The sequence below is a fragment of the Paeniglutamicibacter sp. ORCA_105 genome (assembly GCF_045798545.1).
GTDB lineage: Bacteria > Actinomycetota > Actinomycetes > Actinomycetales > Micrococcaceae > Paeniglutamicibacter > Paeniglutamicibacter sulfureus.
This window is the reverse complement of sequence record NZ_JBIXLM010000006.1, coordinates 146,307-162,229: the sequence shown is the minus strand read 5'-3', so window position 1 is coordinate 162,229 and position 15,923 is coordinate 146,307. Positions and strand designations below refer to the sequence as shown.

At 64.1% G+C, this 15,923-nt stretch carries 12 protein-coding genes; 10 read left to right on the top strand and 2 right to left on the bottom strand.

Going from position 1 to position 15,923, the window contains the following annotated elements; genetic code table 11:
* Positions 1-154 precede the first annotated feature (154 nt).
* On the bottom strand, positions 155-2,005 hold the full coding sequence (locus tag ACIPUB_RS04970; protein WP_407606360.1) for an FAD-dependent oxidoreductase: 1,851 nt from the start codon (positions 2,003-2,005) through the stop codon (positions 155-157).
* 148 nt (positions 2,006-2,153) lie between these two features.
* Here ACIPUB_RS04970 and ACIPUB_RS04965 point away from each other — a divergent pair, with 148 nt between their 5' ends.
* The 6 genes from ACIPUB_RS04965 (at position 2,154) to ACIPUB_RS04940 (ending at position 8,996) form a co-directional block, all read left to right on the top strand.
* Positions 2,154-2,669 (top strand): MarR family winged helix-turn-helix transcriptional regulator, encoded by a 516-nt coding sequence (locus ACIPUB_RS04965; protein WP_407606359.1) that lies wholly within the window; start codon positions 2,154-2,156, stop codon positions 2,667-2,669.
* 226 nt (positions 2,670-2,895) lie between these two features.
* On the top strand, positions 2,896-4,176 hold the full coding sequence (locus tag ACIPUB_RS04960) for an MFS transporter (protein ID WP_407606358.1): 1,281 nt from the start codon (positions 2,896-2,898) through the stop codon (positions 4,174-4,176).
* 150 nt (positions 4,177-4,326) lie between these two features.
* On the top strand, positions 4,327-5,826 hold the full coding sequence (locus ACIPUB_RS04955; protein ID WP_407606357.1) for a CoA transferase: 1,500 nt from the start codon (positions 4,327-4,329) through the stop codon (positions 5,824-5,826).
* A 445-nt stretch (positions 5,827-6,271) separates the two neighbouring features.
* Positions 6,272-7,045 (top strand): IclR family transcriptional regulator, encoded by a 774-nt coding sequence (locus ACIPUB_RS04950; RefSeq protein ID WP_407606356.1) that lies wholly within the window; start codon positions 6,272-6,274, stop codon positions 7,043-7,045.
* Between the two features lie 190 nt (positions 7,046-7,235).
* Positions 7,236-8,363 (top strand): alcohol dehydrogenase catalytic domain-containing protein, encoded by a 1,128-nt coding sequence (locus ACIPUB_RS04945; protein WP_407606355.1) that lies wholly within the window; start codon positions 7,236-7,238, stop codon positions 8,361-8,363.
* Positions 8,364-8,378: 15 nt separating this feature from the next.
* Positions 8,379-8,996, top strand: coding sequence for a cysteine hydrolase family protein (locus tag ACIPUB_RS04940; RefSeq protein WP_407606354.1), 618 nt, complete (start codon positions 8,379-8,381; stop codon positions 8,994-8,996).
* A 122-nt stretch (positions 8,997-9,118) separates the two neighbouring features.
* On the opposite strand, the gene ACIPUB_RS04935 is transcribed toward ACIPUB_RS04940, so the two are convergent.
* Positions 9,119-10,672, bottom strand: coding sequence for a PucR family transcriptional regulator (locus ACIPUB_RS04935; protein ID WP_407606353.1), 1,554 nt, complete (start codon positions 10,670-10,672; stop codon positions 9,119-9,121).
* Positions 10,673-10,754: 82 nt separating this feature from the next.
* Here ACIPUB_RS04935 and ACIPUB_RS04930 point away from each other — a divergent pair, with 82 nt between their 5' ends.
* The 4 genes from ACIPUB_RS04930 (at position 10,755) to ACIPUB_RS04915 (ending at position 15,868) form a co-directional block, all read left to right on the top strand.
* Positions 10,755-12,116 carry an aminotransferase class III-fold pyridoxal phosphate-dependent enzyme gene (locus tag ACIPUB_RS04930; protein ID WP_407606352.1) on the top strand — a complete coding sequence of 454 codons (1,362 nt, stop codon included), beginning with the start codon at positions 10,755-10,757 and terminating at the stop codon, positions 12,114-12,116.
* A gap of 45 nt (positions 12,117-12,161) precedes the next feature.
* Positions 12,162-13,355, top strand: coding sequence for an acyl-CoA dehydrogenase family protein (locus ACIPUB_RS04925; RefSeq protein ID WP_407606351.1), 1,194 nt, complete (start codon positions 12,162-12,164; stop codon positions 13,353-13,355).
* Between the two features lie 37 nt (positions 13,356-13,392).
* Positions 13,393-14,853 carry an aldehyde dehydrogenase family protein gene (locus ACIPUB_RS04920; RefSeq protein ID WP_407606350.1) on the top strand — a complete coding sequence of 487 codons (1,461 nt, stop codon included), beginning with the start codon at positions 13,393-13,395 and terminating at the stop codon, positions 14,851-14,853.
* Positions 14,854-14,986: 133 nt separating this feature from the next.
* Positions 14,987-15,868 (top strand): 3-hydroxyacyl-CoA dehydrogenase family protein, encoded by an 882-nt coding sequence (locus ACIPUB_RS04915; RefSeq protein WP_407606349.1) that lies wholly within the window; start codon positions 14,987-14,989, stop codon positions 15,866-15,868.
* Positions 15,869-15,923: the final 55 nt, after the last annotated feature.

Below are 15,923 nucleotides of genomic sequence, written 5' to 3'. Positions count from 1 at the left end.
AGGAAGAGGATCGGGGTGCCTTCGCCGAGCTCGTGGTAGTGGGTGATTTCGCCTTCGGCGGTTTGCAGCCACTTGTCTTCGAGGCCGAAGAAGGCGTCGGTCGTGTAATCGGGAATCTGGACGGTTTTCATGGTTCTCCTTGGGGTAGGGGGTGCTAAGCGAATGTGACCTGCAGGTTGTGGTCCGACGGAAGTTCCGTGGACAGCACGGTCTGCAGCGCCGAGCGCAACAGTTCTTCCGCCTGGGCTGTCTGCCACACGGGGGTGCTGTGTCGCCAGGCAACGTAGCCATCGGGGCGTATCAACAGTGCGCCGGCCTCGTGGACTTCCCTGACTTTGGCCCAAGCGGCGTAGGGGTCCTCGTATCCGGTCTCACCGGTCACGACGGTGTCGAGGAAATCGAGTTTGAGCTGTTTGGCGGCTTCCTTCCAAGCCTGACCCGCCAACCCGGTGACCAGCGTGAAGCGGCCTCTTCCGGTGACATCGAGGGTGGAAATGCGGTGGCCGTCGGCGCCGACGAGCCAGGCGTGGGGGATCTTGGCGCCGGGCCGGGTGGTGGGCTGGACGTGAAGCTCGGCGTCGCGTTGGAAGGTTTCGACTGTGGCATCGGCATCCGGCACGACGGCGGAGCTAGTGTAGCGCTGATTCAGCTCTACTCCCTGGGCGTTGAACTCGTGGTTCTTCAATTCCAGTGCCTTGGCGACGCGGGCACGCAGTTCCACCCCCTCGGGCGTAGCTGCCTTAAGACGGGCCAACCCGTGCTCGATGGACGGCTCACTTCCGTTAGGGTCCGAAGTGTCGAAGCATTCGCGCAGTGGCGCATAGTCCAGCCGGGACTGATTGGCGCGGGCAACTATCTGCGCGCCGACTGGCGCGCGCTCGGGGGAGTAGGTTTCCAGGAGTCCGTGCCCGGCGTGGCCTTTGACGACGTAGGCGAGTTTCCACGCTAGGTTGAAGGCGTCCTGGATGCAGGTGTTTGAGCCCAGTCCGCTGCTCGGTGGGTGGCGGTGGGTGGCGTCGCCGCCGCAGAAGACCCTGCCCTTGGCCATGGTGAGGGCGTGCTGTTGGTTGACGTACCAGATGGAGGTTCCCTCGATCTCCGGCTCGAGATCCGGGTCGCCGACGAGGGTGCGAATTTGTTCGATGACGCGTTCGTGAGTGAGGTCGGGTTCGCCTGCTTCGATGTCGAAGCCCCAACCGGCAATCCATTCGTCCCACGGATTGACGGCGCGCAGCAGGCCCATGCCGATTTCGCCGAAGTTCGCTGCCGGGTTCATGATCCAGTGCAGGATGCTGGGCCGGTGGGCGACATAGCTGGAGAGATCCGCCCGGAATCGGACATAGGCGGTGCCGGCGCGGGCTGTGTGCCCAACGATCTCCAGACCGATCTCTTCTGCGATCTGGCTCTTAGCGCCGTCGGCTCCCACGAGATAGCGGGCACGCACCGTGTATTCCTGGTTGGAAGCGCGGTTGAGCAGACGGACGGTGACCCCGTGGTCGTCTTGTGTGTGACCGAGGTACTTGGTGGAAAATGCAACCTTTGCGCCGCGCTCGGCGGCATTCTTAACCAACAGTGGTTCCATTTGGGTTTGAGGGATGTCGAGCATGGTGCAGGGGCTGGCTGTGACATAGTCGCCCTGACGGTCATCGCCCGTTCCCCAGGCGCGCATCCGGGCAATCTCCGGTCCGGCGAGGGAGGTGGTGAACAGGGTGTCTCCCATTTGATCCCAGGGGACTGCATACTTCTTGGCTTCGTCCTCAATGCCGAGGTCGCGCAGCACCTCAACGGCACGCTGGTTGGTGATGTGTGCGCGGGGAGTGTTCGCCAACCATGACCATTGCGAGATCATCGTCGTGCGCACGCCGTAAGTCGCCAAGGCCAGCGCCGTCGTCGCTCCCATCGGGCCGGTACCGACGACCAGGACATCGGTGTCGTAGGCGCCGTCGCCTGTCGCGTCGTCCAATCGGTCGGCCGCACCGTTGATATCCGTGAAGTTCTGAGTCATTGATTTTCCTTCTCTGGAGAAGTCGTTCCACCCACGCGGCGATTCTCACTGTCGGCTTTGGAACAGATAGCTTGATATGAAAGCGAGTGCGCACGGTAACGTGAGGCTCGACACAAATCAGCATAAACTAGTTAGCCGGTGAAGTAAATTGTCTTCGATTGACGACTCAATTGACTCGGTCCGCGACCAATGGCGGTCCATCGTTCCCGAACTCGACACCTCTCCAATGTCGATCACCGGTCGCATCCGCGTACTCTCGCACGCCATCCAGGCCGGAAGCGATGAGGTCCTGGCACGTCACGGACTTACCCGGGCGGACTTCGACATCCTCTCGGTTCTGGTCCGCAGTGGCAGGCCGCTGTCGCCCACTGAAATCACTTCGCAATCCCTGGTATCCGCTCCGGGGACGACGAAAAGGTTGAAAAAAATGACGCTGGAAGGCCTGATTGAGCGGACGGAGAATCCCCTGGACCGCAGGGGATCGCTGATCAAGCCAACGCAGAAGGCCCTTGCCGTGTTCGAGCCGATTCTGGAATCCCTCTCCCGCTACGAACGGGATCTCTTGGCGCAACTGGGGCCGCGCCACATCATCCAATTGACGGAAAGCCTGCGCGAATTCACCTCGGTCGTCCAGGCGGCCGGGCCCCGCCCCACGGGATCATGAGGGTCGCTACCATCGGCGGCTTCGAGAAAATATGTTCACTAGTTAATTTGCTAGTTAATCAATTCTGTGTGAGTGTAGTCACATGAAGCGCGGCCTGCTCCGTTATAAGGCCATGCACCCCAGACCGCTAAGTGCCTCTTGCGCTTATTGTCCACACTCACACTGGAGTAAGCCCGTGTCCACAAAAACTCTTCCTACGAAGACTGCCGGCCCCTTTAAGGTCGCCATGGCCAGCTTCATCGGCACGACCATCGAATACTACGACTTTTTCATCTACGGCACCGCCGCCGCGCTGGTCTTTCCTCGGCTGTTCTTCCCTGAAGCCACACCTTTGATGGGAACCCTGCTGTCCTTCGCCACGTTCGGTGTCGGCTTCCTGGCCCGCCCCCTGGGCGGTATCGTCTTTGGGCACTTCGGCGACCGCATAGGACGCAAGAAAATGCTCATCATCTCCCTGGTGGGGATGGGCCTGGCCACGATGCTCATGGGCCTGCTCCCCGGGTATGCGCAGATCGGAATGGCCGCCCCGATCTTGCTGACCATCCTGAGGTTGTTCCAAGGCTTCATGGTTGGCGGCGAATGGGGCGGCGCAACGCTGATGGCCGTTGAACACGCACCCAAGGGAAAGCGGGGATTCTACGGGGCCTTCCCGCAGACCGGCGCCCCGGCAGGAACGGCGCTGGCAACGGTGGCCTTCCTCTCGGTATCGCAACTGTCGGACGAAGCCTTCTTCTCCTGGGGCTGGCGACTCCCGTTCCTGGTCAGCGCGGTTTTGGTGGTCGTCGGACTCATCATCCGCCTGACGGTGTCCGAGTCCCCGGCATTTGCCGCCGCCCGTTCCCAGGACGGGATCGTCAAGCTTCCACTCAAGGAAGCGTTCAAGCGCCACCCCAAGGAGATCTTCCTGATCGCCGGCACCTACATGTCCCAAGGGGTCTACGCATATATCACCATGAGCTACCTGGTGAACTACGCGTCCAAGGTCGTTGACCTGGACAAAAGCACGGCCTTGATGGGCGTATTCATCGCCGCCGTCATTGCCACGGTGCTCTATCCGGTGTTCGGAGCATTGTCCGACACCTACGGCCGCAAGACGATGTACCTGATCGGTGCCCTCGCCATGGGCGTGGTGACCTGGCCGGCGTTCATGCTGATCAACACCGGGACAGCGTGGGGCTTTACCACGGCTGTCATCCTCCTGTTCGGCATTGCCATGCCCCCCGCCGCAGGTGTCACCGGTTCCCTGATGTCCATGGTGTTCTCCCGCGAGGTCCGCTACACGGGAGCATCGGTGGGATACACTCTCGGCACCCTGGCCGGTCCCGCCTTCGCACCGACCATCGCCACCGCGCTGTTCGCAGCATACGGCACCTCCGACGCCGTGGCGGTGTACATGATCGTTGTCTCCGTGATCTCCGTGGTTTCGGTATCCCTCCTCCCCGGTGGCTGGGGACGCAAGGAAGCGCTCTACAACGCCGAGGCCCAGGACGAAGCCGTAGCGAAATAGGCAAGGGGAGCGTCGCCAGGTTTCCCCGATGCGACGCTCCCACACGCCCCAACACAGGCTGCCGGCCAACAATGTTGGACGGCCCCGTTGAGCTCCTGCTGACTATGGAGGAGCGGGAGGCCTTCAATCACTAACGAAGGAAAAGTTGCGTTGCCAGAACCAACCCTCGAACAGAAGATCCGTGCATCGATAGCCTCACCGATCACCTCCGATACCGTGCTGAACCCCGAGCGGGAACTGGCCGAAGTCCTGTCCCTAGTGGGCCTGGACCCCCGCGGCGGTGGCGGGACCGTGACGTTCACCGGCAAAGACCCCATCTTGAAGAGCCCGTGGCCCCTAGCCACCATGGGCGGAGTGGCCCTGATGGCCAAGTCCGTCGCCGCTGCCGACCTCTGGCGCCACCGCACGGGTATCGGGCAAGACCTGTCCCTGGATCTCCGAAGAGTGCCACACCGGTTGTGTCCCTTCTATGACCAGAAGTGGGAACTGCTCAACGGCTACCCCCCTGTCAACGGGCACGACCCAACAAACCCGTTTTTCCCCTCGTTCATGTATCCCACCCGCGACGGCCGCATGATCCAGCTGCTCAACATCTATCCGAAGGCTAAGACCCAAGCCCTGGAATTCCTGGACTGCGCCGACAACTACGAAGCCATCGCCGCGGTCACGCGCGGCTGGGATTCTTTCGACCTCGAAAGGGAAGCCAACCGACGGGGCCTGCAGGCCACCGTCGTACGCAGCACCGAGGAATTCCTTGAACACGAGCAATTCCGCCACCTCGGGGAACTTCCGTTGGTGCACATCGAAAAAATTGGGGAATCCGACCCCGAACCCTTTTCGACGGACCCCACATCGCCACTTGACGGGGTCCGTGCCCTAGGCCTGGGGCATGTCATTGCCGGTGCCGGCCTCGGCCGGACCTTGGCCTACCACGGTGCAGACGTCCTGAATATCTGGAGGCCCTATGACTTCGAAATGGACGCCATCTACAGCACCTCGAGCGTAGGCATGCGGTCGGCGACCCTGGAGTTCGCGGAACAGGACGGGATGACACGCATGCTCGACCTGGTGCGGGATTGCGACGTCTTCTTTGCGAACCGCAGGCCCGGGTACCTCAACCACTTCAACCTTGGTGCCGAGGAACTCGCCGAAGTCCGACCCGGCATCATCCACGTGGATATGTCGCTGTACGGGCCCACGGGTCCATGGGCCGACCGCACGGGGTTCGACCAAAACGCCGGTGCTGTAACCGGAATCCTGGCCCGCGAAGGGACCCTGGAAGACCCACAGCTGACGGAGATCTTTGTCATCAACGACTACGCCATGTCCTGGCTCGCCGCGATGGCGGTCATGGCCGCGCTCAAACGGAGAGCGACAGAAGGCGGCAGCTATCGGATCCATCTTTCCCTGGCGCGTCTCTCGCTTTGGCTGATACAACTTGGCATCTTCGACAAGGATTACGCCATGTCTCTGGGCGCCACCACCGGTGACCACGCATATCTGGATCCCGAGGTGTTCCAGGCTGAAACTCCCAATGGCCGCTACCAAGGTGTCACCGACCAAGTAGAGATGTCAGGCACCCCGGGCCGCTATGCCTTCCCGCTCGTCCCTCGTGGATCCAGCCAAGCACTCTGGCTACCCAGACAGTAAACCCCCGCCCGTGATTAACCGCCCGCGCTGCATTGGGTCCAAGGTACGACAAATTCCCGCCATATTGCGGCTCAATTGCCCGGCGTGGCAATCTCCCTCCGCATCCACTTTCCAGGACGAAGAAGTTCATTGAACGTGCCCCAGAAACAACTTAAGGGTCATTCTGGGATGGGATGGCGTTGAAGCAATCGGCTTATGCGTTACCGGGATTTAGACATTGACGTTTCGTATGTGGATTTTGGCGTTTTGTGGCGTCGTTCCTGGACCGATCGGGATTGCTGACTAGTGATGGCGGGGATGTTCGCCGCGGCTTCTACAACGTCAGCATGAAACGGATGCGAGCCGTGGCATCGGTGGAATGCAAAATGTTCTAGCCAGGCAGGACGCCATGCACTTCTCGTAACCCGGATTGAACAGACTGTGGCCTTCCTGCATAATTACCTTCATGCGTACCGCTGAATGGAACAAATCAACGTCGGTCTTGGACCGTGCAACCCTCATCCTCGAAGCCTTCCGGCTGGAGGACCGTTCCCTCGGGATTTCCGAACTGGCCCGCAGGACGGAATTGCCGAAGTCCACCGTGTCCCGACTGACCGCCGAACTGTTGCGCCTGCAGTATCTTGAGCGCCAAGGTTCCGCGTTCCGTCTGGGGCTTACCCTGTTCGAGTTGGGGCAGATGGTGGTGACGCCCAAGGAGTTGCGTCGGCGGGCCATGGGCATCATGGTGGATCTCCGCAATGCCACTGGCCAGACCGTCCATTGCGCCGTCTTGGACGGGTCCGAGGTTGTCTACGTGGAAATCCTGCGCGGAAGAGGAACTCCCCCCCTACCCTCACGCGTAGGGGGGCGGATGCCAGCTCATGCCACGGCTTTGGGCAAGGCCATGCTTGCATTTTCCCCGCCGTCCGTGCTTGACGAAGCTCTCTCGAAGGGTCTGGAGCAGGTCACCCGGAGAACCCTCACCGATGAGGCGACATTGCGTGCCGAGCTCATCGAGATCGCCGCCAGCGGCCTCGCCCGGGAGGAGAATGAATCGGCGGCTGGCAGTTCATGCGTGGCCAGCCCGGTCATGGATTCGAGCGGAGCGGTGGTGGCAGCGCTCTCCGTCACCGGCGCGGCCGGGCTCCTCGAAACTGATCTCGTCGCGCCCGCAGTGCGCACGGCGGCGCTGGTACTGGGGCGCCAAATGCCGCGTAACAGCGCCCTCATCGACGGCTGATCGGCGCAGGGCAGGGTTTTCCCTGGGCATTACCAGAGACCGCTCGACTATTCGGTCCGTTTTCTGAACCTGCCACGTTATAGATCTACCATGCATCGTACCGCTGATTGGAACTCTTACTTGTCTTTTTTGGCCTTCCATCAAATGATGGGAGGCGCATCACACAGCCGTGATGCAAGACACTCTAAGAATGAAGAGAAGCACTATGACCACCATGCGCGCAGCACGTCTCCACGATGTCGGCGGAAAATTTCAAGTAGACGAAGTGCCAATACCGGTTCCCGGTGACCATGACGTCATTATCAGGGTTGAGTCTGCCAACCTGGTTCAGAATTTGCGCAACGTCATTACCACCTACCCGTCGTTGAAGCCATTCCTTCCCTTGCCGGAACTGCCGGCGATCTTTGGCATGGATACAGCCGGCACCATTAGCCAGGTCGGAGCCCGGGTGCGCAACCTCAAGGCGGGAGACCGCGTCTATTTGAACCCCGGGCGCCACTCCGGGGATTCCTGGGCATCACGCACCGGTGACCCCCTAAGCGACGAGTCGTACACGTTCCAGGGCTATTTCGGCTTCGGCCCCGGTTCCAATGAAATCCACAAGGAATACCCCCACGGCGGCATGTGCCAGTACGTCAAGGCCCCCGCATCCGGAATCATCCGCATCCCGGAGAATGTGCCATTGGACCATGCGTCGCGCTTCGGATATCTGGGCACTGCCTATTCGGGCCTGCGCAAGGGCGACGTCCGAGCCGGCACACATCTGCTCATCCACGGCGTGACGGGCACCCTCGGTCTGAGCGCCGTGTTGTTGGCGCTTGCCATGGGGGCAACGAAGATTTTTGGGGTCGCCCGCAACAGGGAATTGCTCGAGCGAATCCGTCAGATCGCCCCTGACCGCATCCACACGATGGCCTACGGCGACGGCGATGTGGGCGACTGGGTCCGGGAAAATACCGACGGACTGGGCGCTGACGTCTACCTCGACGCACTGGGAGATAAGGCGACGGCAGATGTGAGCATGGCAGGCATCTGGGCACTGCGCCGTGGCGGCAAGATGGTCAGCATCGGAGCAATGCCCGAGGATCTCCCCGTCCCGATGTACAGGCTCATGACCATGCAGATCAGCCTGCTGACCTCGCTGTGGTTCAGCGTGGCCGAAGGGGAGGAAATGGCGCGGATGGCCGCTGCCGGCACCCTGGACCTCACCCACTTCGAATCCTGGCACTACGGCCTTGAAGAGGCCAACCAGGCCATTGACGCCGCCACCGATCGTGCCGGCGGTTTCACCTCCATCATCCTCAAGCCCAACGACTAACCAAGGAGCCAGCCCATGAATACCTTGAACCCTGCATCGACCGCCCTTTTGGTGGTCCACCTGCAGCACGATATCGTTTCTCCCGAAACAGCCTTCGGCAATCTGTTCAGCTCCGAAGTTAAGGCCCGCAATGTGCTCGCCCAGTGCGAGAAGGCCATGAAGACGCTGCGCGCCGGCGGCGGACTGGTCGTGCCGCTCCGGATCGCCTTCGCGGACGACTACTCGGACTTGAACCCCACCGTGCCGCTGTTGCAGATGGTGGCGCAGGCAGGCTGCCTAAAAGACGGAAGCAAGGGAGCCGCGATCGTTCCGGACGTGAGCGTCTTGGAAAACGACATTGTGCTCACCCACCAAATGCCTGGCCCGTTCAGCGGATCGGCATTGCACCAGATCCTGTCGTCCCGTGGCGTGGAGAACGTGGTCGTGTGCGGCGTGGCAACCAATGCATCCGTCGAAAGCGCCGTCCGCCAAGCCTCGGACCTGGGCTACAAGACATTTGTGCTTTCGGACGCCTCCTCTGCGGCGGATGGACCGTCCCACGAGGCCTCCCTCGCATCCATGGGGCTGTTCGCACGCGTCACGACCGTTTCGGAAATCTCTGCCGCGATTGCCGGCGTGGCCAACCCAACGTAACGGTAGAAAGGGCCCGGGAGCGGTTCCTATAAGCGCTCAGGGCCAACTGAAATGCTGAGGTCGGCCAGCCTACCCGGAGCGGCTGGCGCCGAAGGCAGACTGGTGTCGGACAATCCAGGATTTTAGTGCGACCCTGTTCCTGTTCCTTGGCGGCGCAGCGCCAGCCACAGGTGCGCCGCGACATCCGGGTCGTCCAGGTCCACGCCAATGAGCGTGGTGGCCACCGAGATCCGGTGGCGCAGGGAATTGCGGTGGATGCCCAAGGCCCGTGCCGCATCCTCCCAGGTGCCGCGCGCCGCGAGGTAGGCGCGCACCGTGCCCAACAGGTCGGCGCGGGGATAATCGGCCAGCAGCCGCACCCAGCCCGCTGCCTTCGCGTCCTCGCTGGCATTGACCGCAACCAGCCGGCCAGCCGGGGCCTGCAGCGTGGTCCTGCGCAACACTGCAAGGTTGCCGGGAATCTCGCCCAGGCTCACGGGGTCGCCCAGCGCGGCGGCCAGCGATCCGGAAGCCTCGGGGTCGGGAAGGGGAAGCAGCCCCAGCAGGGCATTTTGCTCCAGGGACTCGCCGGGTCCGTCCGCGGGCCTGCTGCCGATCCCTGAGGCGGGCAGGACCAGGTACAGGATCTCGTCCTGGACGTGGCGCAGCGTGCAGGCATCCACCGCGGCGGACAACTCGGGCAATCCCGGATCCGCGACAAGCCGCGCCACCGCCCGTGCCGCCAGCCCCGGGTCGTCCCCGGGCGAAAGCCTGATGCCCAACAGGCGGACGCGGTTGGGAAGCTCGGCCAGTCCCAAGTCCTCGGCCACCATGTGTGCCGCCTCGGTCTGCCCGTGCAGCAACAGCTTGGTCGTCGCGGCGCCCAGCGCATGGGCGGTGCCGACGACCACCTCGCGTTCCCTGGCCCGCAGGGCCAGCAACGTGGAGACCGTCATGATGATCTGCCGGTCGGCGCGGGTCAGCGTCCGCCCCGAGCCGATGCACAGGAACCCGTGGATCCGCGCGCCGAGCAGGATCGGGTACAGCACCACGGGTTGGCCGTGGAGCTCGAACGTGGCGGCCGAGGGGACACCGGCCTTGCTGAAGCGAATCGACTCGGCCCTCAGGTCTTCGACCAGGGATCCGGCGGAGGCAGGCCACACGGTCTCGGTTCCGGCATCCGCGGGAAGGTAGGCGGCCCAACCGCCGAGCGCCTGGGCGAGCCCGCGCACCACCGCGCTGGTGGCGTCGGGGCGCATGGCTGCCCTGGCCAGCGCCGTTTGCGTGCCGAGCGAATCCATGAGGTTGGCGGTGTCGTCCCGGGTGGACAGGCGCCAGTAGGCGCGCGAGACATGCTGGAACGGCACACCGTCCGGGACAAGGGCAAGCTCGATGCCGACCGCGCGGCTGGCGGCCAACACATGTCCGGGCACCTGCTTCAGCCACGGGCCCAGGCCAAGCCCCACGGCACGAACCTCTTTTGCCCCGAGCCGTTTCATGTACGCCAGCGAGAGAGCCGCCGACTTTGCGAAGGGCATGCCGGTGGTCAGCAACAGCTCACCGCCCTCCAGATACGGGGTGGGATCCTCCAGCTCGGAGACATGGACTCCCGTCACCGGCTTGGCACTGAATTCGGCACCGGGGCACGGCACAAGTTCGGGTCCGAGTTCGGCACCCAACTGCAACAAGGAAATCATGGGTTGAATTATCCAACACGGAGGGGCGTGTTGGGCAAATCATCCAATGACGCGTGTCACGTCCTCGCATAACGTGGAGTCCATGACCGAAACACTTCTGGCCGTCGACGCCGAGACGCTCCCGCAGACCCGCCACCTCGCCACCTCCATCCCCGGCCCGCGCTCCACCGCCCTGCACGCCGAACGCACAGCACAGGTGACCAACGGCTTCGGCATCACCCTGCCGGTGTTCGTTTCCCGCGCGGACGGCGGCATCGTCGAGGATGTCGACGGCAACCGGCTCATCGACTTCGCCTCCGGCATTGCCGTGACGTCGCTGGGCGCCAGCAACAAGCGCGTGGCAGAACGCGTTGCGGCGCAACTGAGCGCCTTTACCCACACCTGCTTCATGGTCACCGAATACGAATCCTTCGCCCAGGTCTGCAAGTGGCTCAACGCCAACACCCCCGGCGACTTCGACAAGCGCACCGGCCTGTTCTCCACCGGCGCCGAGGCCGTGGAAAACGCCATCAAGATCGCCCGCGCTGCAACCGGACGGCCCAACGTGCTGGTGTTCGACGAGGCATACCACGGCCGCTCGCTGCTCACCATGGCCATGACCGCCAAGGTCAACCCCTACAAGCTGAACTTCGGTCCGCTTCCCGCGGAGATCATCCGAGCCGCCTCGGCCAACCCGCTGCGTCCCGCCGAGGGCCTCGAGTCCGGCGCCGAAGCGGCACTGGAATCCGTGGAGGCCACCATCCTGGAACACGGCGCGGACACCTTCGCCGCCATGGTCATCGAACCGATCCAGGGCGAGGGCGGCTTCATCGTCCCGGCCGCAGGCTTCATCCCGGGCCTGCGCAAACTCGCCGACAAGTACGGCATCGTGCTGGTCATCGACGAAATCCAGGCCGGCATGGGCCGCACCGGAACGCTCTTCGCCTCCGAGCACGAGGGCGTTGCGGGGGACATGATCCTCACCGCCAAGGCACTGGCCAACGGAGTCCCGCTCTCCGCCGTCACCGGACGCACCGAGCTGATGAATGCGCCTCATGCCGGGGGACTGGGTGGCACCTACGCCGGGAACCCGCTCGCCTGCGAGGCGGCACTGGCGGTCTTCGAACAGTTCGAGGACGGCACGCTGCTGGCCAACGCCCGCCGCATCGAGGCCGTCGCCCGCGAAATCCTTGAACCGTTGCTTTCCTCCACCGGCATCGTCGCCGAGGTCCGCGGCCGCGGCGCCATGCTCGCCATCGAACTCGCCGACGTCGGTACCCTGGCCCCGCGCGCGGATTCGGCCAAGGAGATCTCCGCCGCCTGCCACGCCGCAGGCGTGCTGACCCTGACCTGCGGCACCCACGGCAACGTCGTGCGCCTGCTGCCCCCGCTGGTCATCGGCGAGGACCTGCTGCGCGACGGACTGGCCGTCCTGGCCCAGGCCATCACCGACGCCGCCAACTAGCACCCCTTCTTCAGCCCCATAACCTCGAACTTTTTGGAGAACACCATGACCCTCACCATCCATGACCACGAAACCCACGTGCTGGACCCGGCGGACCTGATCAACTTCGATGCCCTGCTCACGGCCGAGGAGCTTGCCCTGCGCTCCAAGGTGCGGACCTTCGTCGACGAGGCCATCAAGCCGAACATCGCTTCCTGGTACGCCGATGCGGTGTTCCCGCTGGAGATCGTCCCGGAAATGGCGAAGCTCGGCCTGCTGGGCATGCATCTGAAGGGTTACGGCTGCGCCGGGGGGACCGCGGTGGAGTACGGCCTGGCCGGCTCCGAGCTGGAGGCCGGGGACTCTGGGCTGCGCACCTTCGTCTCGGTGCAGGGTTCGCTGGCGATGAGTGCGATCTACAAGCACGGTTCCGAGGAACAGAAGCAGGAGTGGCTGCCGAAGATGGCCGCGGGGCAGGCCATCGGCTGCTTCGGGCTGACCGAGCCCACTGCCGGCTCGGACCCCTCGGCGATGAAGACCTTCGCCCGCAAGGACGGGAACGACTGGGTCATCAACGGCACCAAGCGCTGGATCGGACTGGCCAACGTCGCCCAGGTCGCGGTCATATGGGCGCAGACCGATGAGGGCATCCGCGGCTTCGTGGTTCCCACGCAAACCGCCGGGTTCAAGGCGACCCCGATCGAGCCGAAGCTCTCGATGCGGGCCTCCATCCAGTGCGAGATCGAGCTGACCGATGTGCGCCTGCCCGCAACCGCGGTGCTGCCGAACGTCACGGGGCTCAAGGGACCATTCTCCTGCCTGAACGAGGCCCGCTACGGGATCATCTGGGGTGCCATGGGAGCGGCCCGTGACTCCTTCGAGGACGCCCTGGCCTACTCGCAGCAGCGCATGCAGTTCGACAAGCCGCTGGCCGGCTACCAGATGACCCAGCAGAAGCTGGTGGACATGGCCCTGGAAATCAACAAGGGCTACCTGCTGGCGCTGCACATCGGCCGGATGAAGGATGCCGGGACCCTGGATCTGCACCAGATCTCGGTGGGGAAGCTGAACAACTGCCGCGAGGCCATCAAGATCGCCCGCGAGGCCCGCACCATCCTGGGCGGCAACGGCATCACGCTGGAATACTCGCCGCTGCGCCACGCCAACAACCTGGAATCGGTGCGCACCTACGAGGGCACCGACGAAGTCCACACCCTGATCCTGGGCAATAAGCTCACCGGCGTCCCCGCCTTCCGCTAGCCCCTGCACCCCTGACCCCTGAATCGAGAGCGACGACATGACAGAAACCATGACGCACACCGAGACCGTGCCGCTGCGCCTGCTCCTTGACGGCGAATGGATCGAGGGCACCGGGCGCGAACTGGAATCCACCTCGCCCGCGAACCCCGGGCACGTGGTCGCCGCCGGCGGAACCGCAACGGTGGACAACGTGCGCACCGCCATGGCGGCCGCGCGCGCCGCGGCGGCCGAGTGGGCCGCAACCCCGATGGCCGAACGCGGGGGCTACCTGGCCCGGGCCGCGGGAATCGTCACCGCCAACGCCGATGTATGGGGCGCTGAGCTGGCCCGCGAGGAAGGAAAGACCGCCGCGGAGGGCAAGGGAGAGGTGCTGCGCGCCGCGCAGATCCTGACGTATTACTCCGCCGAGTCCGACCGCCTGGCCGGGGAGGTCTTCTCCTCCCCGCGCCGTGGCGAGCAGATCCTGGTCACCCGCAAGCCGCTGGGCGTCGTGGGTGTCATCACCCCGTTCAACTTCCCGATCGCGATCCCCGCCTGGAAGATCGCCCCGGCACTGGTCTTCGGCAACACCGTGGTGTGGAAGCCCGCCTCCGCGGTGCCGCTGCTGGCCATGCGCCTGGCCCAGGCCCTCGTGGAGGCGGGCCTGCCGGCCGGCGTGCTGAACCTGGTCATCGGCTCCGGAACGCTGGGCAACGAGATCGTGAACCACCCGGAGCTTGACGGGCTCACCTTCACCGGGTCCACGGGAGTGGGCCGCAAGCTCGCGGCCGCGGCCGCCAGTGCCGGGGTCCCGATCCAGGCGGAAATGGGCGGCAAGAACGCCTCGGTCGTGCTGGAGGATGCCGACCTGGACCTCGCGGTGGAACAGGTGCTCTTCGGGGCCTTCCGCTCCACCGGGCAGAAATGCACTGCAACATCGCGGCTGGTCCTCCAAGACGGCATCGCCGATGCGTTCCTTGCCCGCTTGCGCGAACGCCTCAGCGAGTGGAAAACCGGGGACCCGACGGATCCCTCCGTTCACATGGGGCCGGTGGTCTCGGGCCCGGCCGCGGAGCAGATCCGTGCCGGCATCGCCGCCTCGATCGCCCAGGGAGCGGCCGTCACCTTCGAGGGCGATGTCGCGGGCCTGGGGGATGCCTTCGTGGCCCCAACGGTCCTTGAGGTGCCCAATGGCGAGAACAACGCCTGGCGGGACGAGTTCTTCGGTCCCGTATTGGCGGTTCGGCGCGTGGGGACCACCGAGGAGGCCTTCGAGCTGGCCAATGACTCCGAATACGGCCTGAGCTGCGCACTGTTCACCCAGGATCTGTCCAAGACCCTGGCCGCCATGCAGGCCATCGACGTGGGCATCCTGCACGTGAATTCGGAATCAGCCGGAGCCGATCCGCATGTGCCCTTCGGCGGTGCCAAGAAGAGCGGGTACGGGCCCAAGGAGCAGGGCGGTGCGTCGAAGGAATTCTTCACGCACACCACCACCGTGTACCTGCGCGGAGCGTAGGAACGAGGTTCGGGGCACCGGCCGTCATCCAGCCTGACCGGATGCGGCGGGTGCCCCGGGTCATGTCTAGGATTGGCAACGGGCATGGCAGAAACGTGATCCAGCGAACAATTGACGAAAGTGCGGAGCCAAAATGAGCGCAGAGACCGGCATCGAGAACATTTCCACCATCCTGGTCATTGGAGCGGGGACCATGGGACGGCAGATCGCGATGACCGCCGCCCTGGCCGGGTTCGCGACCACCATCCAGGACATTTCCGCCGACGGCCTTGCCGCTGCGCGCACCGAACTCGAGGGATGGGCGGCCTCGCGGGTGGCCAAGGGCAAGCTGGAACAATCGGCGGCCACCGCGGCGCTGGAGGTGCTGGGCTACAGTACCGACCTGGACTCCGTCGCGACAAAAGCCGACTTCATCATCGAGGCCGCCACCGAGCGCCTGGACATCAAGACTGCGATTTTTGAAAAGCTTGGGGTACTTGCACCTGCGCATGCCATCCTTGCCACGAATTCCTCGACGCTCGGCTCCTCCAAGGTCGCGGAGGCAACCGGCAGGCCGGCACAAGTCTGCAACATGCACTTCTTCAACCCGGCCCTGATCATGAAGTGCGTGGAGGTCGTGCGCCACGAGACCACCAGCGATGCGACCGTGGCAACCACCATGGAGCTGGCGCGGCGGCTGGGCAAGGAACCGGTGCTGATCAACCGCGAGATCCCCGGCTTCATCGCCAACCGCCTGATGGGCGCGATCCAGCGCGAGGCGCTGTTCCTGGCTGATGAAGGCATCGCCAGCATCGGCGACATCGACACCACCGCCCGCACCGCGCTCGGCCACCCCATGGGCCCGTTTGCGCTGATGGACATGGTCGGACTGGACGTCATTGACTTCATCGCCCAGGCCACCCACGCGGAGACCGGCGCGGCCGAGGACGCCCCCAACGAGCGCATCGCGGCCCTGGTCGCCGAGGGCAGGCTGGGCCGCAAATCCGGGGCGGGCTTCTACGACTACAACGGGTAGCAAGGAACCGCTTTATCCCGCCTCGGGCACTGTCGCGGTAGGGGCATTCGGGGGC